Genomic DNA, 21432 nt, shown 5'->3' with positions numbered 1-21432 from the left:
CACCTACTCGATGAACGAGACGAAGCCCTGCTGATTTAGACGCCGGTGCATGCGCCACAGCTTGGCGGCGCTGCGGGGGAGTTTAGCCAGGAGCGGGTTGAGGTTCGCCTGGCGAGGAATGATCCGATCGTGCAGAGGCTCCCATTGGTCGATCGGCGGGGCGGACTTCGGATCCTCGGGGTTGACGCAAATTGCGAAGAGGCGCGTCATGAGCTCGCCGAGCTCCTGCTGGGTGCCATGGAGCTTAGGGAGGACCTTGGAGAGGACCGCGATGTCGAGGGCGGTCTGCAGCGCTGCGTCATTGGCCTGTTCGGCGGCGAGCAATACGAAGCGTGCGATCTCGTTGGCGACGCGGAAGCCGAAGTGGCGGTTGTCGCGGCGCAGCGCGTCGTGAACGGCCTGAAGCGGGCGAAGCGTGATGTTGCCGTGGAGACGGACGAGTTTGGTCCAGTCGTCCGGGGTGGGGTTGCCGGAGAATGTGAAGGGATCGGGGAACGCGCGCGTGAGACGGAGGGGCGTCGTAGTCTGGGAGCTGGGACGGGCGTAGGCGCCGAGATCGACGGCGTTGAACTCGAACACGAAGGCGCGATCGAGCACCTTCGGGCTGAACATGTAGGTGGTCTCGTCGACGTTGACGGTGCCGGTGATGAATACGTTGCGCGGGATCTCGAGGTGGGTCGGGAGTAACTCAGCGCCATCGATGTCGCCGCTGGCGAGGCGTGGGTCGTCGTGCAGGTGCAAGGGTTCGCCAGACTCGAGGCACGACAGGAAGTCGGCAAAGTAGTGCTCGACGCGGGCGAGGTTCATCTCGTCGAGGATGGCGAAGAAGGGCCGTGGGAGGCGGTTCTGCTTGCCGGCGAGGTCGAGCTCGTCGCGCGCGGCGAGGAGCAGCCGCAGGAAGGGCGTCGCCTGGTAGCGCTGGGTGAGCGGGTTGTAAAAGCCGAGCAGGCCGCGGTGGTCGGTCCAGTCGGGGCGCACGGTGACGACCTCGACGGTGCGCGCGGCATCGGTAGGTGACGCAGGCAGGAGAAAGACGGAGGGTGGAGTCGCGTCCTCGTCGATGTCGAGCGCGAGGAGCTGACCGGGGCGGAAGGTGGAGGTCAGCCACTCGGCGGCGGCGTCCTGCAGGACGAGGACGGGGCGATGCGGCACGCGTCGGTCGACCAGGGTGCTCTGCTCGCGGGTGTCGTCGTGGGTGCTGAGCATGACCTCGGCGTTGCGCTCGAGGGCGGCGACGAAGCGAGGGAAACGCGCCAGAATGTCGGGATGAAGCGGGATCCGGGCGCGGTCGAGGTCGTCGCGGGTCAAGGCGAGCTTCGGCGGCGGATCGTCCTCGCTGAGGGCGGCGAGCCGCGAAGGAGTCATTACCCGGCCGACCTGAAGGGCCAGCTGGGTCTTGCCCGTACCGGAGATGCCGGAGAGGATGACGAAGCGCTTGGTCTGCAGGGCGAGCAGATAGCTGGCGACGAGTTCGTCGGGGAAGTGGTAGCCGCCGCGAGCGAGGGCCTGGGTGATTCGCTCGAAGGTGAGCGGCGGAGCGCTGCGGGAGCGCGGGCGCATGACTGTGCCAAGGACCGCCATGCTGAGCGAAGCGGACTGCTGACCATCGCTGGGCGGCGCCGCGAGGATCTTGAGGAAATCGTCACGACTGAGCCCGATGAGCGTGGCATTCCAGTGCGTGAACGCGACACTGCGCCGCGTCGTGTCGTCCCAGCGGACGCCGAGTCGATGCGGGAACTCGGCGCTTTCCTCGTAGTAGTAGGGGCGGATCACGGTGCCGATCCCGAGGACCTCGTAGTGGCCGCGGTTGGCGACGACGCGAGCGCCAACGGGGATCTGAGCGAAGCGCCAAACCATGTTGATGCCGAACTTCGAGAAGTCCGCATAACCGGGGTCGTTCTGCAAGAGATCGTCGCGCCGAGCCTCGAACTGCGCCTTGGTCAGGCCGGCGAGGTCGCCGAGCTCATAGTAGCCGATCGAGATATAGCCGCCCTTGAGGCAATCGGGCCAGTTGACGGCCTTTTCGCCGGGAGCGATCTTCCAGTAGGAGGGGGCCGGGGCGCTGAGGTCGACGGGGGGCATCGGCGTTCACTTCAAGACGCAAGTGGTTGATCGAGCCATGCGGCGATTTTGCGGAGAAATGCCCAGACATCGTCCCGCGCGGGAGTCAAACCGCCGTCGGTCATCCCCATCTTCTCCAGGATCGTGGGCAACCAGCCGCTCTTGCCCACGTTCAGACATTCCAGGGCGGGGAGCCAGGTCTCGACCTCTCCTCGTTCGGGGAGGAAGATGCCGAAGCGAGCGAGGTTGTCGAGGAAGGTCTGGAGCGCTTCGCGTTCCGCGGGATCGGTCAGCGCGGCGAGCCCGCCCCTCTTCAAGAGTTCTTTGCGGTCCTTGAAGATGGTAAGGATCTGTCCGCGCATGTTGGTGAGAGAGCCGACAAGAGTGTCGTGCGCGCCGCGAGCTTTCAGTAACTTGTTGAGAACATTCGAAGCGTTCAGGAGGTCGAGGTCAATCACGCAGGCGACGGGGACGCCAGTGCGGATCAGAGGCTCGAACACCTTCGGGACGGCTTCTTTGCCGCCGACCTCCAAGAACAGGCAGCTCTGCATGCGCCGGGGGTATGCTGGATCATGCCGTACGAGGCGATCGTTGATCTCCGAGTAGAAGACCCTATCGCTGGGACCCTCGCAGAGGACGACCGCCTCATGGAACAGCGCGCTCAAGGCGCCGGTGGAGCGTACAAGGGGATCCTGCATCATCTCCGCAAGGCGCGCGGGGTCGAGGAGTCGAGCGCTACCGCGGCCGTCCTTGTAGCCGAGGCGGATGATGTTGACCGGGTGGCCCGTCGAGAGGCACCCCATGACGAAGTCCGGGCTGTGAGTGGCAGCGAAGATGTACGTGCCGCGTTCGGCCGCCAGCGAGGTCAGGTTTGCGCCGAGCCGTCGGGCGAGCGGGGGATGCAGGAACGCCTCCGGCTCATCGATCATGGCATAGTTGCAATCCTGGCTCAGCAGGTGAGCGTGCAGTCCGATGTAGGTTCTCACGCCATCGCTGAACTCGCTGAGTCCGTTGCATTCCTGAAAGAAGGCGCGTGCTTCATCGTCGAGGCGATCTTCGATACCCGGCGGCGGTGGCGCGTCCGAAAGTACGAGCTTTAACTCGTGTAGGTCCAGGATGTCGAGGACGGCATACCGACCAAAGGCCTCGAAAACATACTTCCGCAGGCGGTCGAGCTGTTTGCGATCGTTGCGAAGGGACATCAACATCCCTTCCTCGGAACGCCGAGTCCGCAGGCTGCCGGTCCGCTCGGATTGAATCAAGGATAGTCTAGTCTTGCCGTCCAGGAAAGCGACTGGGCCCTGGATGTGCTCGAAGTAGCCGCGGAGGTTGACAATCCCCGTACGGATCAGTTCGGCGGCTGGACGCTGTTGTACGTTGCTCAGCAGGTGCAGAAGACCCTTGTGGCTGTGCTTGAGGAGAGCGACGACCTCGTCGAGCTTCCCCAGGATAATATCGTCCATGTCCGTCGGCTCGACGATCGGCGTATCCGGAACGAGAGCCTCCATGGAGACGATCGGGTTCGACAGTTTGCCGTCGCTGGCTAGCTGCATCGCTATCTTCCGCTTGGAAAGAAGCATCAACACTCGCTTGACGGCGTCCAGTAGGAGCGGTGGCAGCTCGCCGAGATCTTCGCTGCGACCTCCGACGAGGTTGAAGAGGAACTCGAGGCCTGGATCTCCGAGGTCGAGGTTGCGAAGCGAGGCGAAATCCTCCTCGACCTCCTGCACCATCCCTTCGTGTGTAGGTCCGGATTCGGGCAGGCCGGGCTCGATGTCCGCGAGGACGAGCCATTTCTCGTTCGACCAGTCAGGAGTGCCCTTGGATAGGCTCTTCTTGAGTTCCCGCAGCGTGAGGCTCTTGCCGGAGTTGTTGGGGCCGACGATGACGGTCATGGGGCTCGGCCGGAAACTGGTGGGCTCCGCATCCGGTGTGGGCCCGAACTTGAAGCGGATGCTCTTGATCATGAAGCAGCCTTTGGAGTCAGCAGAGGGTGTAACGGGTGCCGCGGCGCTGGCCTTGGGCGGCGACGAGGTCGGCTTCGAGTAGGAACTTGATCAGGGCGGGCCAGGCTTTGTCGTCGATGCCGGTGGCGACGAGGATCTGGTCCTTGGAGAGCGGATCAGTCGCGCGGTGGAGGGCGCGGAGGACCGCGAGAACCTCGGGACGCGCGAGTTTGCCCCCGGCGTCGCGGAGGGCGCGGATGCGTGGAGGGTCATCGTCGGTCCGGGCCGACGTTGGGGGGGCTGCTGGAGCGGCATCCAGAGCGGAACTTGGCTGCGGGGTCGTCGTCGAGGCGGAAGCCTGGGCGGTGACCGGCAGGGCGGGCTGAGGGGTTGTGGATGCGAATCCGAGACCGAGTTGGGGGGCTGGCGCGCTGAGCTGGAAGTCGGATGCGGGAGGCGGAGGGGGCTCCGGCGAGGCGCCGAAGGTGAGACCGAGCTGGGGGGTGTGCGGCGGGTTCGTGAGCCGGAAGTCGTCCGCGGGTTTGCTCGCGGGTCTCTCGGGCTTGGCTGCGGTGGAGCGCTGCTTGCGGGGCTTCTCGGGCTTGGCTGCCGTGGCCTTGGGGATGAGCTCTTCGGGGGCGGCGGTGAAGTCGACGACGACTTCGGGCGGCGCCGGTGGGAGCGGCCAGATGGGGGCGCCGGGAGGACGCGGGGGGTGTGTCAGGCTCGCGTGGGCGGGCGGAGGGTCTAGGATGGTCTGGTACGGATGGCCGGTGGCGATCGCCTGGGCCATGGCATCGTAGCGCTCGAGGATCACGCGTTTGGTGCGGTATTCGCCGTGGGCCTTCTCGTCCTTCTGGCGGATGACCCAGAAGGTGTCGAGGATCCAGGCGGCGTCGTCGCGGGTGATTCCGTAGAGGTGGAAAAAGGCGGCGTCGAGCTCCGCGCGGAGGAGGAAGCGGCGAGTGTCGTCCCAGCGGAACGGTGGGCCCTCGTGGCCTAGGTCTCGGGCGAAATGTTCGAGGTCCCAGGCGGTGTAGGCGAGCTCAAGGACGCGCGGGCGAAGCCAGTCGTTCAATTTGGTCGCGCGATTGTCCCAGGTTACACCCTTATTATAGGTTTTTGGAGGGAGAATCGGGAGCTGTTTGAGGTATCCGTACGTTAAGTGAGTGCCGCCAAGTTTCTGCCGCACGACGTAGTCGAGGGCGAAGCTCAGAAGAGATGCCAGGAAACCGCATGAGGATGGGATGAAGTCAGACCCAAGCAGTACGAGTGGCAAAGTGTGACCGATAGCCGTGTGCGGAACAACGCTGGCGATGACGGTGCGTGCGTCAGTGCTACGGGTGATGTCGCGAAAGCCAATGAACCATCCCCGGTGCCAGGAGGCCGGGAACTCGTGGATGAGGCTGGCAACTTCGGTGCTGTCGACCCAGTAGCGGGGAGTAATGAACTCTTCGGGGTTTCTGGTGTCCGCGCCGTACCAGCCCTCGAACTTGCGCGAGGGACGGCCGCCGGGATCGCCTTCGATCAGTGACGCGAAGCGGTGATCGTAATGCTGGACCATTTTTGCTTCGTAAAGGGGCAGCATCTGCTTGTCGTCGCGGGCGAAGATCGCACCGCGGAGTTGCCAGCCGTCGTGCAGCAACTCCTCGCGCGACCTGAACAGGCCGGACTCGTTGGCCATGTGGAGCATGGCCCGGAACGACAGGTTCCAGGGGTTGCCGTCAGCCGCGTCTTCGCGCCAAAGTACCGGGACGCGGCGATAGATCGCTTTCACGATGTCCGCGTCGCGCTTTGTGCGGAAGGTCGGGCAACTGAGCGTATTCGGGTTCAGCAGGCGGAAGTCGGCCGGCTGGAGCGTGTACTCGGTGGGCCCGAGATCCACCTCCCGGTCGGGCTGGTTGACGTTGAACTGGAAGCGCATCGCGACCACGGGTGCAGCCGAGAGCGTGACAAGGCAAAACGACTGGCGGTTGTTGACCGAGGCGAAGGTGGTGCCGAAGTTCTCGAAGCTGACCAGAGATGCGAGTGCGGCGCGGTCGACGAGATGAGCGATGAAGGGGCTCGTGGTGGCGTCAGTCGCCAGCCCTGTCGGAACGATGAAGCCGGAGCGACCCCAAGGTGAAAGCAGTTGCAGGTTGATCTCGGCGAAGATGCTGTAGGTGTTGACGTCGCCACGGCCGCACAGGGGGAAGCGGCCCGAAGTGCGGTAGATCAACGACTCGCCATCGCTCGCCCGCGTGGCCGCGCGCCATGCCGCCCACAAGGCCGGCTGTGTGCGAGGCAGCTCGGCCATGAGGCGCTTGCGCTGGGCGGCGTTGTCGGCGGCGGCGACCTCGGGGGCACGTTCGGCAAAGAATTCTTTTTCTTGCAGCTTGACGCGCTCCCAAGGCGGGTTGCCCAGCATGACGTCGAAGCCCCCGGTCCAGCCGCAGGGGTCGTCGGGCGCCGTGTTCTCGGTCGCAGGGGCGAAGACCTGGGGGAAGCGCAGGTGCCAGTGGAAGAACTTGTACTGCTTCTTGGCTTCGGCGAGGGTCTGAAGCGTCGTGGGCTTGGCGCCGTCGGGCTTTCGTAAGAGGTGCAGCCACTCGCTGGTGGTCGGGGCGGCGTCGATCAGCTCGGGGGTCTTGGGCCAGACGAGGGAGGCGCACCAGAGGTCGGCAAGGAACTCGGCGCGGCGTTGCTCGGGGGACGCCTGCCAGGTGGCGAAGTCGGATTCCTTGGCCTCGACGGCAGGAAGCGAGCCGTCGGCGGCGCGATCGACCTGCTGGGCCCTGGTGCGCAGGAGGTCGGCGTCGGCGCTCGTCGGGGCGGCGGCGGGGGACTGGGCGGCGAAGAGGTCAAGGGTCGCGCGCGCGCCCTTGCGCTCGTCGCGGTCGCGCTTGCGCAAGTTCTTGGCGGCCTCGCGGTCGTCTCCCTCGAGCACCGTGGCAAAGGCGTCCTCGGGGATTCCGCGGGCGAGCAGCGCCGGCGTCGCGCCGAGGAGGGCATTACCGCACTGAATGTGGGACTCGAGGAAGCTCAGCGGTTTGCCGGGATCGAGCGCCTCCATCCACAGGGAGACCTTGCAGAGCTCGACGGCCATCGGGTTGATGTCGACGCCGAAGAGGCAGCGGCCCACGACCTCGCGCAGGGCCGCCTGCATGGCCGAAGGGGCAGGTTCGTCGTCACCCGTGCGCAGCGAGGCGAGGCGGCGGGCGATCCGGCGGGCGGCGGCGACGAGGAAGTGGCCCGAGCCACAGGCAGGGTCGCAGACCTTGAGGTCGAGGAGCGCCGCGATACCGATGTCGCGAGGCTTGCCCAGAGTCGCGGCGTTGAGGACGGGCGTGAGCGCGGAGTCGAGTAGGCGCTCGACCAGCTCCTCGGGGGTGTAGTAGCTGCCACTGGTCTTGCGCTCGTTGCCCGCGGCGGTCGCCAGCTCGAAGAGGCCGGTCTCGGTGTGCAGGCGGGGGTGGAGCTCGAGCAGGGCCTCATAGACGCTGCCGAGCTCGTCGGCGGCGAGGCTTTGCCAGCTCACGGAGTAGGAGACGCCGCGCTCGTCGTCGACGCGCGCGAGGGCATGGAAGGCCGCGAGTAGGTCCTCGTTGGCGAGCTCGGCGCGGTCGAGGTGCGGGGTGGCGCGGGTGCTCCAGAGGAAGGAGCCGAGCGCCGGCAGGCCAAGCTCGGGGCATCCGGCATACAGCTTGCCGAGGACGAGCCGGAGGCCCTGCCAGAGATCGCCGTGCGGACCGCTTCGCCGGCGCTCGGCGAGGCGGCGCAGGCGGGCGGTCGCGTAATAGCGGGTGTAGCGTTCGCGGGCCGCCTCGGGCGCGGCGGGGTCGAGGAGCAGGCCGCGGTCCTCGGCGACGAAGAGGAAGATTAGTTGGTATGCGAGGCGGAGCAGCTCGCGGTAAAAATCCTGGACGTCGAGGTTGCCGGATTGCAGGGACTCGCGGAGGGGCGCGTTGGCGCGGTGCTTCAAAAAGCCGCTGCCGAGGAGCTCGATTGTCCTCTGCACGCCGCCTCGCAGGCGGTGGAGGGCGCGGATCCCCTCATCGCGGGCGTGGAGGAACCATTTTTCGAGCCAGCACTCGTTCGGCTTCGCAGCCTCGACGCGACTCTGGTGGCAGACGAGCCAGAGTTGCGCGAAGTCAGCGAAGTGCTCGCCCGTCATCATCGCCTCGAGGTCGAACTCGAGGTACGCTTGGCGTACGAGGCTGATGTTGTCGCGGAGGAGCCGGAGGGTCCGGCCGTTGCTCAGCAGGGCCCACAGGTGATCGTCGGAGCGATTGAGGAGATCCTGGACGAGGCTGTGGGGGGCAGAATGGGCGGCACCGGCGACCTTCTCGGTGCGGCGATCGAGGTCGACGCGCCAGCCGAGCAGGTGAATCGGGGAATGTTGATAGGCGTGGGAGATCGGGAAGCTGCGATCACCGATCTCGAGCGGGCGGGCGGCGACGAGTCGGCCGTAGCCGAGTTCCTGCAGCAGCGGGAGGAGCCAACGGTCACGCGTGACGGTGGTGGCGCGATCGTCGGGCGGGAGGCGTGCGAGCGCCGCCTGGAAGCTGGTCCAGACGCCCTGAAGGCGCAGCCAGGCGCGGGAGATCGCCTCGCGGAGGGTCTCACCCGGGAGCAGGTGATAGGCTTCGGGGGACAGGCCCGGGAGGCGCGGATCCTGGGCGGCGACCCGCTGCAGCAGGTCGTCCGGCAAGAGGTTGCCCTCGCTGCGGAGCGTGGGGAATTGGAAATTGGTCTTGCGCGCGAGGCGGGTCACAGGAACTTCAGGTCAGGTCGGGGCCGGAGGGAGGTAGACGCAGAGGGCGAGTAGGTCGGGCGGGTGCGGTTCGACCTTGAGGGCGCGCAGGGCGAGGCCGGCCGCCTTGCGGACGCGGCGGTGGGCGGCGAGGAGGGCCTCGCCGTGCTCGCGGGCGACGATGGCGAACAGGTCGTTCGGCAAGGGGGCGAGGGCGCGCTGGACGTTGGTGCGGGCGAGGTCGGCGGCGATGTTACCGCTCGGCTCGGCGTTCAGGAGGGCGTGTAGGTCGTCGGCCGCGAGTCGCTCGGGGGCGCTCGCGAAATTGGAGAGGCCACACAGGGCGGTGTCCTCGGCGAGGAGCTCGTGGAGCTGGCCGTCGGGGCCGCGGTGGACGAGGTGAAAGCGCAGGCGGAGGAGGTAGAGGGCGGTGCGCGACTGGACGGCGGCGGTGCGCAGGGCGGCGCAGCGGCGGGCAGACTCGGCGAAGCGCGGGTCGCCGACGCGGGCGGCGTCGAGGGCGGTCTCGAGGACGAAGCCGGCGAGACCCTCGACGAGTGGGCTCGTGCGCGTGAGGACCTGGGCGCCGCGGGGAGCCGGCGGCTGAAAAACGGCGGTGAGGTCGGTCTGTGCGCCGAGGGCGTCGCGCAGGCCGCTCGGGAGCTGACGCAGGCCGGAGACTTGGAGCTGTCCCTTGGGCAAGGTGGTGAGGTGGGCGCCGAGGCCGGCGAGCGCGGTGCGGACGAAGCGCTCGACGTCGGGGGCGGCGCCGATCGCCTCGCGGACGGCGTCGAGTTCGGCGGCGACCTCGGCGACGTCGATGCTGGCCTGGGCGAAGACGCTGCGGGAGCGCTTCTCCCGCTCGCGGGCGCGCTCCCACACGAGCTCGACCTCACGGCGCTGCGGCTCGGCGAAGTCGAAGTTGATCTGGTCGGTGCTGGCGTCGCTGCGGAGGAGGAGGCCCTCGAAGATCGCGTCGACGACGGCGTCGGTGTCCATCGGGACAGGTACGGAAATCCCGAGCTGACTGCGAATCGCCTGGTGCTTGCGCAGGAGGACGTCGAGGACGATGCCGTCGACCGGGTTGTCCTTGCCGTAGAGGGTGACGGCGCGGACCTGCGGGTTCGGCTGGCCGTATCGGTCCACCCTGCCCTCGCGCTGCTCGTGGCGCGTCGGGTTCCACGAGAGGTCGTAGTGGACGACGGCGTCGAAGAGGTCCTGGAGGTTGATGCCCTCGCTCAGGCAGTCGGTGCAGACGAGGACGCGGCGCTCGTGCTGGTCGAGGCCATCGACGCGATCTTCGCGCTCCTCGGGCGGGAGTTCGCCGGTGATCTCCTCGACGTGGACGTCCTTGAGGCGCTTGCGAAGATGGCCGGCGAGATATGCGACGGTCGGGATGAAGCGGCAGAAGACGATCGGGGAATGACCAGCCTTGAGGAGCTCGTCGACGACCTCGGCGGCGCGGGCGAGCTTGGCGTCGTCGGAGCCGGCGAGCTTCTCGGCCTCGCGGGCGAGGTCGAGGAGGCGGCGGCGCTCGGGGTGTTCGTCGCCCTCCTCGGTGGCGGTGCCGGGGGCGACGTCGAGGGTCTCGGCGCTGTCCGCCTCGAGGTCGAGGACGCTGCGGCGACCGACGACGTCGGCCTCGTCGGCGTCGTCGGTGTCCGCGCTGGCGGCCCGATTGCGCAGAGTGGCGGCGGCGGCGGCCGGGCTCGAGGCGAGCGAGCGCAGCAGGGCGAGCGCGGACCACCAGCGGATCCGCTGGCGGTGCCGACTGCCCTCGGTGTCGCGGACGCGCTCGCGGCAGTAGGCGAGCGCGCGGTCGACGAAGCGGCGATAGGCGGGGGTCAGGAGGTAGGTGCGCTCGGAGGTCTCGCGGACGGGAAAGCGAGACTCGGCGCCGAGATATGCGGTGAGATCGCCGCGACGGCGCTGGACGAGGTAGGTGGCAAGCCGCTCGCGATCGCGGCGGTGGGCGTCGCCGGAGAGGTCCTGTGGAAGCTCGGCGAGGGCCGGGTCGAGGAGGGTCAGCAGGGAGCGAAATTGCGACTCGTCGCCAGAGTGCGGGGTGGCAGTGACGAGGATCAGGTGGCGCTCGGCGTCGCGCGCGAGCTCGCGCAGGAGGTCGTGCCGCCGCTGTGAGGCGCCCGCCCCAGCGGCGCAGGTGTGGGCCTCGTCGACGATGACGAGCTCGGGGCAGACGCGGAGGAACTCGTGGCGGCGGCGCTCGGACTTGATGAAGTCGAGGGAGACGACGACGTGTGGGTGGCGCTCGAAGAGCGACTGGCCGGGGGCGCAGCGACGCTCGAGGCGGGCCGCGGTGCCGGCGAGGACGAGGGCGGCGTCGATGTGGAACTGTTGCTGGAGGGCCCGCTGCCACTGCTCGGCGAGGTGTGGGGGGCACAGGACGGCCGTGCGCAGGACTTCTCCGCGGTCCAGGAGCTCGCGGGCGATCAGACAGGCTTCGATCGTCTTGCCGACGCCGACGTCGTCGGCGACGAGCAGGCGGACGGTCGGCTGGCGCAGGGCCATGAGCAGGGGGACGAGCTGGTACGGGCGCGGCTCGACGGCGATCCGCGCGAGGCTGCGAAAGGGGCCAGCGCCGGCGCGGAAGCCCAGCCGGACAGCGTCGCGGAGGAGCGTGAGGGCGCGGTGGTTGCCGAGCTCGCGGGCGGGGTCAGGCGGCGCGAAGGTCGCCGGCTCGACGGGCTCGAGGCGGGTGTCGAGCCCTGCGACCTCGTCATCGCTGCCGCCGAGGGGGCGGAGGACGAGGAGGTGCGCGGCGGGGTCGGACTCGGGGAGGACGAGCCACTCGCGGCCGCGGGCGCGGACTAGGGAGCCGGTGGCGAAGGGCATGGGGACGGGTCCGGGAGACGATAACCCAGCGGGGGAACCGCCACAACCATGCAAACGCTGAGCGGTCCAGCCGTTCAATGCCCGAAGTGCATTTCTCGGCCTTCATATTGCTTTCACGGAAGACGGCGGCTCGCATGCCAACTGTCTACCTTGTTCGCCAAGTCTTCAAGGATGAGCGGCAGCTCTTCATGCGCTCCCTTTGGGTAATAATGCACATGAATCCCGAATGAGCTCTCGAGCGCCCTCGCATGAGCTTCGGTGGGTTGCTCCTCAGTAATCAAATAGTGACCAGCATGAAAATACGTTCCAACGCCCGAGTCTTCCAGAAGGAGCTGAATATCTGGGTCGGCCAACCGATAGCCCACAAACAGCACTGGTCTGGTCATGCAAAGTGCTTTGACGGCGGCAAAAGTGTCCGCCCCCTCGCGCCGCGTAATAGCATATAGGCTGCGGGTTAGGGTTATCGATGATGCTTCAGACATGCACCCGTGGATTTTGATAAGAACCGGGTCTCCTGCACGAATGCGGTCTGCCAGGGTAACTTGTTGCCCTGATTTCTTTACCCATGTGAATACGGTGAAATTGTCATTTCCCCCTGTTGCCCGTTCGAAGATGCGATCGAAATTTGTGGTAACAACGACATCTGGCTCGAGCCTGAGCAGCTGCTTGTATACGTTTGACGGGAGATGTCGTGCATTCTTGGGTCCGTCAACTTTCTCTTCGATCAGGCGCCAGAGATCAGTCAGGAGGCCTAGTCTACGATACGAAGCGTAGATGTGCTCTGCGGCTAGGAGGTATTCTCCGCTATGAATAAGCTGATTTGCGGTGGTTCTGGTGTTGGAGTCAGCGAGGCGCGCTGCGCATTCAAGGAGAAGTTCTCCCCACGTGGGCGGAGAATGGCCGGCGTCGTTCTTGCAGCTTGCGGATGCGCCTGCTCCTATGAATACGACGTAACGCTTGCGGGCGACTTGCTCGATGAAGTCCGCTCGCCACTCAGGTCGGAATTGTGTGCTGTTCATCGAGATGCCCGATCGAGGATCTTTGCGAAAACGCGATTCAGTTCATCGACGTACTTTTCCTGCTGCGAGAATTGTGCACCGCGCAGTCCGTCTTCCTTGGTCAGGGCGCTTACAGGCGCATGCGCAGCCTGAGCGAGCGGGACCATCGAGAACATGTTGGGAATGATGCCAAGATCGAGATCAGGTTCCCTTACGACCCCCATTGCAGTGAGACTTTCGATTGATTCTGGGACCTGTTCCCTGAAGTGTTCGTATGCCTGAGTCTTTCGACGCTCCCCTGCTGATGTCTTGGTCACGTACTGCTGCGTTGTGTATCCCAAATAACCTCGTGTCAGTGGAAGTTGCCGGGTGATCTCCGGAAATTTTGCAAGATCTGCGGGCATCTTCCTTGCCACTCCGTCGTAGGCATCTCGGTAGGTTACTAACCAGTCAGATAGCCAAAGTGCAATGTTTTCAAGGGCGTAGAGACTGAACAGGTCAGAGGAAATGGGAGTGATGAACGTATCGGCGGCGATCAATGCGCATCGATTGAGTGCGCCCAGGCTCGGTCCTACATCGATGATGACGAGATCGAAGGATGTATTTAGCGATCGAATGAGGTTGCGGGCCCAGCATGTTCTACGTGCGCCACCCAGATCTTTGCGCTCGAACTCAGACCACGAGGAACTCAACTTGTCTTCAACAACTGCAAGGCTAGGATGGCCGGGGATGACATGGACTCCGAAACGCTCCGACTCCATCGACGAAAGATCCGTGACGGTATCAGAGTCGCCGAGACGGATGTGGCTGAGAGCATGGAGTACAGTGAGAGATTCAGCGCGAGACCGGTCTTCAAACAATGCCTCCCATTGCTCGTCGCTCAAGAGAAGTTGAGTCGCGTTGCATTGCGGATCTAGGTCAACTATCGCAACACTAATGCCTTGCGCTGCCGCATATGCGGCGAAGTTACAGGCCAGCGTAGTCTTTCCCACTCCGCCCTTGTTGTTGAAGAACGCGATCGACTTCTTCGTCTGCATCTGGCTCCTGATCAGGATTCTGGTCGAAATCTGCGGGATTGAACACTGTGCGTTTGGACAGCCTTCTGAGGGCCGCACTCAGATGGCCACCTACACTGGGACAGGAATAAGGAAACGGCTCGGCGCGCCGGACCAGGAGAGGAGCAGGCGCTCGCGGGCGCGCGTCATGGCGACGTAGAGGAGCTGGCGTTCGCTCTGGATCGCGTGCTCGCGGTCGTTGGGGTCCTGGATATCCTTGAGCACCGCGGCGTGGGGGAGGTACCTGTCGCTGCAGCCCACGACGATCACGGCGCGGAATTCCAGACCCTTGGCCCCGTGCATGGTGCCGAGGCGGACGCCGGTTGCGTTGTCGCGGTCGTCGTCATCGCGGAGGCGGTACGAGGGGAGTTGGAGGGCGGCGAGGGCTGCGTCGACGGCGTCGAGCTGGTTGTTGGTGCGGGCGAAGATGGCGATCGCGGAGGCAGGGAACTTGTCGGCGATGAACTGGCGGACCAAGGCGGCGGCGGCCTCGACCTCGGCCTTGCTGCTGCGGTGGGCCTGGAAGGTGGGGACGGGACCCTGGACGAGGCTGCGGGTGTTGCGGCGGGTCTCGGTGTGGCCGTCCAGGTTGTCGACCGGGTCGCCGAGGACGCGGTCGGCATGTTGGCGGATCTGCTCCGTGGTCCGGTAGTTGACCTTGAGGATGTAGGAACGGCCGCGGACCTCGATGCCGAGGGCACTAAGGCTAAAGCCAGGGCCGTAGATCCGCTGGCCGGCGTCGCCGACGAGCATCAGGTCGCCGGGGCTCTTGCAGAGGGCCTTGAGGAGGCGGAGCTCGCCGGCCTGCAAGTCCTGGAGCTCGTCGACCAGGACGGCGTCGAACTCGCTGGCGACCTTGCCGGAGGCGAGGAGGTCGATGGCGCGGGCGCAGAGGGCGGCGCGGTCGCCTTTGCGTGCGCCGGCGAGGTGCTCGCGCAGGCGGACGAAGACCTGCCAGATCTGTTTGCGCTCCCGGACGCTGAGCGCCCGGCCGCGGCCGGTGCGGCGGACGTCGCGGTACTGCTCCCACGTGACGATGCCCTGCGGCTGAATCACATGGGCCCACTCGGCGGCGAGGAAATCCACGTCGAAACCTCCGGGGACCTCACGGGCGGCACGGGCGAGCGCACTCTTGATCGCGCCGTCGTCGGCCCAGTGCAGGTCGGGGTCCTGTTTGCGCAGAACAACGAGGAGCTGGTTGTGGACGGTGGAGACGCGGATCCGCGCGAGCTCGTCGGGGGTGCAGAGTTGGCGGAGCTGGCGCTCGAGGTTGCCACAGAGGGCATTGACATAGCTGGTCAGAAGGACACGTTTGCCCTGGCGCGCGAGGTGGCGAGCCCGGTGCATGGCGACGACGGTCTTGCCGGTGCCGGCCGCGCCGGAGACCTTCGCAGGGCCTGAGAAGCCTGCGGTGACGAGATCCTGCTGCGAGGGGTGGAGGAAGTGGATCCACCGCTCGAAGGGCGCCTCCATGGCGCGACGCAGGGTGGCTTCGTCCCCGATGACTTCGAAATCGCGGCGGGCGGCGGGTGCATCGAGGATCGGGGTCGATGGGGGGATGGGTTCGGGCGGCGTGACGAGCTCGCCAGTGGAGAGGCGGAGCAGAAGCTCGGCGACGTCCTGTGGGAGATGGGCGAGGACGCCCAGGAGGGTTTGCTCGTCGCGGATTTCCCGGAGGGTCGGAAGCCACGTGCTCGGTACACCGAGGCTGAGGAGGTAGCTGTCGGAGCGCTCGGCAAAGAGCGGTGGGGCCGCCGGCTCGACCGGGCGCTCGACCTCGCGGACAACGGTCTCCACGACTTGCAGGGCGCCGGTGGTCGGATGGCGGCCTGCACGGCGGCGCTCGGCCCAGCGGTAGGCGTCGTCGTGGTGATCGACGCGGAGGAAAACCCAAATGTCGCCGTCCTTGTGGAGGATCGCGCGCAGGTCACGAGTGACGCGACCGGACCAGAGGTCGTTCTGCAGGCGCTCGAGGCTGATGCCGGGACTTTTGGGGTTGCGCTGAAACTCGCCGATGAAGGTCGTGACAGCGCCGCGGTCGTCGGCGCTCAAGTGGTCGAGCTCGGGGAAGAAGTTGTTGGCGAAGAGGAAGGCGGTCATGCGAACACCCGTGCGAGGAGTGAGTCGGGACCGAGGCGGTTGGCCTCTTCAGCAGTGAGGGCGACGACGGTGGCGCTCGCGGTGGCGAGGGCCTTCTTGACGCGAGACGAGTCGGAGTCCGCGCCGTCGACGAGATGGACGAGGGCGGGTCCGCGGGCGAGCGTGGCGATGAAGCTGCCGACGACGCGACCGCGTGCGTCGGTAACCTCGCTGCCGGGCTCGATGGTGACGCCGGGACTGCCCGCGAGCGCCTGCAGGACGGGATGCCAGGCGCTGGGGTAGAGGTCGAGGTCGAGGTCGGACGTGAGGGCCTGCGGCGCAGCGGGCGCGGGTGCAGTCGTTGGTCGCGGGCTCGTGCTTCCGGTGCCGAAGATGCTCGGGTTGGCATGCAGGATGGCGGTCCAGTCCGCGGCATGGTGGAAGCGCAGCACTCCGTAGCCGGCGTCCTCGAGGCGCTCGATAGCGGCCTGGTCGAGGCGAGCCTGTGCGGGGCTGTCATGGCTGGCATCGTCGATGAAGACAGCGAGGCCGTGGGCCGAGTAGAAGAAGCTCGCGGTGCACTGCCCGACTGCGAGGTGTTTTTGCGCGGCGTCCGGGAGAGCGAGACCGAGGTCGACGAGGAGGTCGAGAAATCGGCGCTCGAGGTCGGAGGTGCTCTGGCCGGCGAGGGAGGTCGTACGTTCGCCCTGGCTGCTCGGAGGGGCGGATTCCTCGACCGTGACATGGCCCTTCGACCAGCGGAGCAGAAGCTCAGGTAGGAGCTTGCGATCGAGGATCGGGTGGTCGTACTGGTTAGAGTACGACAGGAGGCAATCGTAGCAGGCGGCCTCGCATCGCTCGCGGGCGCCGGGGGCATGACCCTGATCGACGCCGTCGTGGACGTCGAAGTGGCACAGCTCGAGGGCGGTCTCGGCGACTTTGGCGAGGGCCCGCTTGCCCTCGTCTTCGACGAGTAGGCGCAAGACGCCGGCACCGCCCTCGGATGCCTCGTAGAAGAGGAGCTGCTGGCGATCGCCGGTGGACGGGAGAGGCTCGGCGGCGAGCTCGCGGTCCTCGAGCTGGAAGTGGAGCTGGATCGCGGTCTTCAGCGCGGCCTGCAGCGAGGCCATCAGGGCGTCGTCTACATTTCCGATCGGACGGAGGAGCAGGCAGTTGCGCGTGTCGTCGACGTAGGGGATCACGCGCTCCTGCTGCGGCGAGGCGGGGTCGTCAGGATCGGGGTCGTCTTCCTGGTCGGGGCGGCTGCGCGCCCAGTAGCCGCGTTCGGTGTCGAGCTCGAAGCCGAGAGGTTGATCGGGCTTGCGGCGACGCCAGCCGAGGTTGATCCGCCAGACGGTCGCGGCGTGGCCGTAGATGAGATCAGCGAGCGGGACGTTGTCTTCGCCGTACAGAACGGCGGCGCGGGCGTCGGGGCGGCTGCTTCGTTGACCGGCGAATTGGACGCCGGTCTTGAGCTCGTAGCCGAGGCGCTGGCGCTCTTCTTCGTCGCAGGTGATCCGGTCACGCCTGCGCGCGGCGACATGGCGCATGCGGAAGAGGTTGGTGAAGGGCGTACCGAGGCGGGCGTGGCAACGGACGCAGAGATCGGGCGCGGGCTCGTCGGTGAGCTGGTGGAGGTAGCCGCACGCCTGGCAGAGGGCGGCGCGGACCTTGAGGCGCCGGGCGCCTTCGGCGCTGTCCGCCGAGAGAAGTACGCGGTTGATCACGTAGCGCGAACCCTCGTGATAGAGAAACGCGCGCGGGCCGAACTCGGAGATTGCCAGGAAGCGCGGCCGGGACAGGTACTCGTCGTCGCGCTGGCCACGGCGGCGCTTTCGAGCGCCGGGCAGATAGGCCGAGAGCGGCAGCCTGGGGAAGTTGTAACCGGGGAGGAAGCCCTCGCAGGCGAAATAGCGGTAGGGGTAGAAGTCGGAGTGCTGCTGGTCCGGGTCGTGGTCGACGAGCAGGCTGAGCTGGCGGTCGGCCTCCTCGCGCAGACGCTTGGCCTGGTCGCGCTCGAAGGCGGGCCTGGAGTGATCCTCGGCGATCTTGTGCTGCCGCTGGAGCTGAGCCTTCGCGGTGGCGAAGAGGCTGCGCCAGCGGTCGCACGCGGCGTCGAAGTTGTCCCGTAGGTTCGAGAAGATGTCGCCGAGCCAGGCGTCGACGGATATGCCACGCTGCGCGAGGTAGTCGCGCAGAGCATCCTGCAGGGCAGTGGCCGCGCGCCAATGGGCGCGTTCGCGCGCGGGCTGATCGGCGAGTTTGGCCTCGACGTGGGGCAGAAGGCGTAGGGTCGGCCGGTCGCCGGCGATGTCGAGGATCTGGCCGAGCGAGTCTCCGAGATCGAGGTCGGCCTCGGCGAGCCAGATCGCGTGGACGTGGGCTCGCAGGAGATCCTCATTGCCGAGGTCGATCCGTGGGGTGCTGACGACGCCCGCGACCATCTTCTCGGGGCGGCGGAAGAAGTATTGGTCGTGGGGACTGGTGGCGGTGCAGTAGGTGTAGATGAACGCCGGTTGGCCGCTGCGCCCTGCCCGGCCGCTCCGCTGGGCGTAGTTGGCCGGGGTCGGCGGGATGTTGCGCATGTTGACGACGTTGAGGTCGCGGATGTCGACCCCGAGCTCCATCGTCGGCGAGCAGTACAGGATCGGGAGCTCGGCGCTGCGGAAGCGGTTCTCACGCTCCTGGCGCTCGGCGTTGCTGACCTGGGCGGTGTGCTCGCGGGCCTCGAGGGTGTGAAGGTCGTGGTTTGTGCCGCGATAGAAGTTCGTGAAGAACTCGTTCGGTCGCAGACCGTGCGAGGGGGGTTGAGGAACGCGCATGGGATCCCAGGAGCGCTCCTCGCCGTCACCAGCGCGCCAGATCAAGCCCGAAGCCGCGACCATGTAGCCCGGCGGAGCACCGTCGCGGGCTGGCTGCACGCGGTCGAGCAGGCCGGGAATCAGCAACGCCTCGAAGATCTCGCCGAGGATGTGCTCAAGGTCGTCGGTCTTGAGCTCGGTCCGCAAGCTGTGGCGGACGAAGCGGGCGAAGCCGCCGCGTGGGGAGACGAAGAGCGCCCGCGGGTTGCGGATCCGCGGGTGCTCGCCGCAGGGGAAGGCGACGCTGGCCAGCTCGAGGTTACGCTCGAAGTCGTCGATCCGCCAGCGGTCGTTGAGGTACTGGCTCGACATCTGCAGGAGCGCGTCACGACGGGTCTCGTCGAGGTACTCGACGCGGATCGCCAGCTCGCGGCGCAGGTGGTCGAGGAGGATCCGGCAGATTTGTTGACGCTGCTCGGGGTGGGCCCGGACTAGCGCCGGGTGGTGCTGAGTCCACTTCGGCGTGTCGGCGCTGAACTCGGCGAGGGAGCTGTAGTCGAGGACGAGCACGCCGGACTGCTCGAGGTTGGGCGCGACGAGTCGCCAGCCGCGCTTGAGGTCGCGGTAGACGTGGTAGCCGAGGACGCGGCGGAGAGCCCGGTCGGTCTCCTCGCGCTGGCGGTACTCGACTTGTGGGTTGCTGGCGTAGAGCGCGAGCGGAAGACCCAGGGCGCGAAAGACGGCGTCGGTGAGGTTCTCGTGGGTGAGACCCGCGGGGCCGGCGGCCGCGACCGCGCGCCACAGGGCGGAGCGAACGATGGCGATGTGGACGAAGTCGTTGAAGTGGCCGGCCTGAAGCGAGGCGTCCTGGCGGTTGTCGGTGAAGCTCAGGAGCTTCTGGGCAACGGGATCGAGATCCTTCGTGCGGCGGAGACGGCGGACCGTTGAAAGGCTGAGCAGGGTGGTTGCCGTGCTGCGGCCCTCGGTGCCGAGGGTCGCGAGCTTGCCGAAGTCCGAGCGGGCGTGGGCGCTGTACTGGACACCACACTGCAGGCAGAAGCGGAAGGGAGCCCGGAGGTAGTGGACGCGGAGGTCGCCGTGACCCTCGCGGCCGTCGGGGGCGACGAAGCAGGGGCGCGGGACGTCGTCGCGGCGCTCACGGCGGAGGCGGAGCTTACCATCCTTGGACTCGATCCAGGCGTCGGGGAGACGCGGGAGGTCGTCGGGATGGTCAGGCCAAGGATCGCTGGTATTGAGGTAGAGGTAGCCTATCTCTGTGTCGGGATTGTCGGGCAGGTCGCGGGGGCGTGGAAGATAGGTGACGCCCTGTTCATTGGAGCGCCGGATGACGGCGTAATACTCCTGGCCGCATTCGCGGCAAAAGACGAGAGGATAGAGCCGCTCGGCTCCGCCGCTGCCGGGGGCGAATTGCTGGGCGTACAGGGTCAGGTGTCGCTCTTGCTGGGGTTGCAGTACGGCGTAGACGGTGTCGCCCTTGGAGAGAAATTGGTGGACGCGCAGGGCGAAGAACGGGCGGGCCTCGGCGGTCTTGGCGAGCAGGGCGGCGGCGAGCGTCCGGGTGCAGGTAGCCGGCGGGAGGTCGAGCTCGCGGGCGAGCTCGTCGGCGACGCCCTCGAGTGTTCGCGGTTTGCGGCGAACGAGACGGCCGTCGCTAGCGAGATCGAGACCGAGGGCGCTCTCGATCCAGGCGGCTAGCGGGTCTTCCGCGTCGAGGCTGGGGGTCGGGCCTTGCTCGACGCGGGCTCGGAGAAGTGCGCGGGTGGTCGGGTCGTCGAGGTCGAGCGGGCTCGTGCGGCGCCGGAGGTGCTCGCCGATGACGCGCTGCGGGCGGACTGAGGCGCCGAAGATCAAGGAGGCAACTCGGGCGACCTCGGTCTGCTGTTCGCGCCAAGTGCCACTCGCTGCGAGCGTGGCGGAGGTGCCGATGCATACGAGGTCGCTCGCCCGGCACGCCTCACGAACGCGCCGCACGAGAAGGGCGACATCGGCGCCCTGGCGGCCGCGGTAGGTGTGTAGCTCGTCGAGGACCAGGAAGCGGAGACCCTGGGCGGCGTCGATCAACCGACGTTCGTCGTGCCGAGTGAGGATCAGCTCGAGCATGACGAAATTCGTCAGCAGGATGTCGGGAGGGTTTTGGAGAATCTCCTTGCGCTTCTCGGGCTTCTCCTGGCCTGTGTAGCACCGGAACGTGACGGGTGGGCCGTCGGGATAGCCGTGTTCGAGGAACTTCTCAAGCTCGCGCTTCTGACTGTTGGCCAGCGCGTTCATTGGGTAGACGATGATCGCGCGGATCCGGCGCTCGGGTGCGTTCTGTCGTTCGCGGAGGACGTGGTCGACGATCGGGACGATGTACGAGAGGCTCTTGCCAGAGCCGGTTCCCGTCGTGACGACAAAAGGATCCCCTGCCCGGCCGGCGCGGATTCCGTCGACTTGGTGCCGGTAGAGGCCAAGTGGGCCCCGGTCTACGTCAGGGTCTGGCTTGTCACGAAAAATGCGGTCGCATGCCGCGTGCAGCGTGCCGTCGGCGATCAGCTCGTCGAGTCTGTCCCCGCTCTCAAAGGCGGGGTTGATCTGGAGGAGCGGTTTCGGCCACAGATGCCCCTCGCGCAGTTCGCGCTCGATCAGGGCGGCGATTTTTTGGTCGCGGACAGTCAAAAAGCTGCGGATGTAGCCCTGGTAGTCGTCCAGGACCTGATCTCGCAGGGTGAACACATCCATGAGTGCGGCAGGATACTCCAGGCCTCAAGCCGCGACAACGGCGCCCCCCAAGTGTCCTGCCTGTGAGACATAACTCACTTTGAAGTGGCCTGTCCTCGTCACCCCTCTAACGCCTTGAGGGCTGGCTCTGCGTCGGACCACCCGCACGCGTGAGTCCGAGCCGGAGCA

The 21432-nt window shown here is 66.6% G+C and carries 8 protein-coding genes; all 8 read right to left on the bottom strand.

Annotated elements, in window-relative coordinates; genetic code table 11:
• Nucleotides 1-3: 3 nt before the first annotated feature.
• Nucleotides 4-2082 carry a hypothetical protein gene (locus K7C98_RS08620; RefSeq protein WP_224191101.1) on the bottom strand — a complete coding sequence of 693 codons (2079 nt, stop codon included), beginning with the start codon at nt 2080-2082 and terminating at the stop codon, nt 4-6.
• A gap of 11 nt (nt 2083-2093) precedes the next feature.
• A complete protein-coding gene (locus K7C98_RS08615) occupies nt 2094-4028 on the bottom strand; it encodes an AAA family ATPase (protein ID WP_224191100.1) in 1935 nt (644 codons plus the stop codon).
• A 16-nt stretch (nt 4029-4044) separates the two neighbouring features.
• Nucleotides 4045-8760: an Eco57I restriction-modification methylase domain-containing protein gene (locus tag K7C98_RS08610; RefSeq protein ID WP_224191099.1), complete on the bottom strand. Its 4716-nt coding sequence runs from the start codon at nt 8758-8760 to the stop codon at nt 4045-4047.
• Nucleotides 8761-8772: 12 nt separating this feature from the next.
• The gene (locus tag K7C98_RS08605) at nt 8773-11592 is read right to left on the bottom strand and encodes a helicase-related protein (RefSeq protein ID WP_224191098.1); all 2820 of its coding nucleotides are present in this window, start codon (nt 11590-11592) and stop codon (nt 8773-8775) included.
• A gap of 113 nt (nt 11593-11705) precedes the next feature.
• Complete coding sequence (locus K7C98_RS08600; RefSeq protein ID WP_224191097.1) at nt 11706-12611, bottom strand: SIR2 family protein; 906 nt, start codon at nt 12609-12611, stop codon at nt 11706-11708.
• Nucleotides 12608-13627 carry a ParA family protein gene (locus K7C98_RS08595; RefSeq protein ID WP_224191096.1) on the bottom strand — a complete coding sequence of 340 codons (1020 nt, stop codon included), beginning with the start codon at nt 13625-13627 and terminating at the stop codon, nt 12608-12610. Before K7C98_RS08595 ends, K7C98_RS08600 begins: the two co-directional genes overlap by 4 nt.
• Nucleotides 13628-13717: 90 nt before the next feature.
• Nucleotides 13718-15745 (bottom strand): 3'-5' exonuclease, encoded by a 2028-nt coding sequence (locus K7C98_RS08590; protein WP_224191095.1) that lies wholly within the window; start codon nt 15743-15745, stop codon nt 13718-13720.
• Complete coding sequence (locus K7C98_RS08585) at nt 15742-21264, bottom strand: DEAD/DEAH box helicase (protein WP_224191094.1); 5523 nt, start codon at nt 21262-21264, stop codon at nt 15742-15744. The genes K7C98_RS08590 and K7C98_RS08585 overlap by 4 nt, the downstream gene beginning before the upstream one ends.
• Between the last annotated feature and the right edge of the window lie 168 nt (nt 21265-21432).

Source organism: Nannocystis pusilla (genome assembly GCF_020073745.1).
Lineage (GTDB): Bacteria > Myxococcota_A > Polyangia > Nannocystales > Nannocystaceae > Nannocystis > Nannocystis radixulma.
This window is presented reverse-complemented; position numbering and strand designations above follow the sequence as displayed.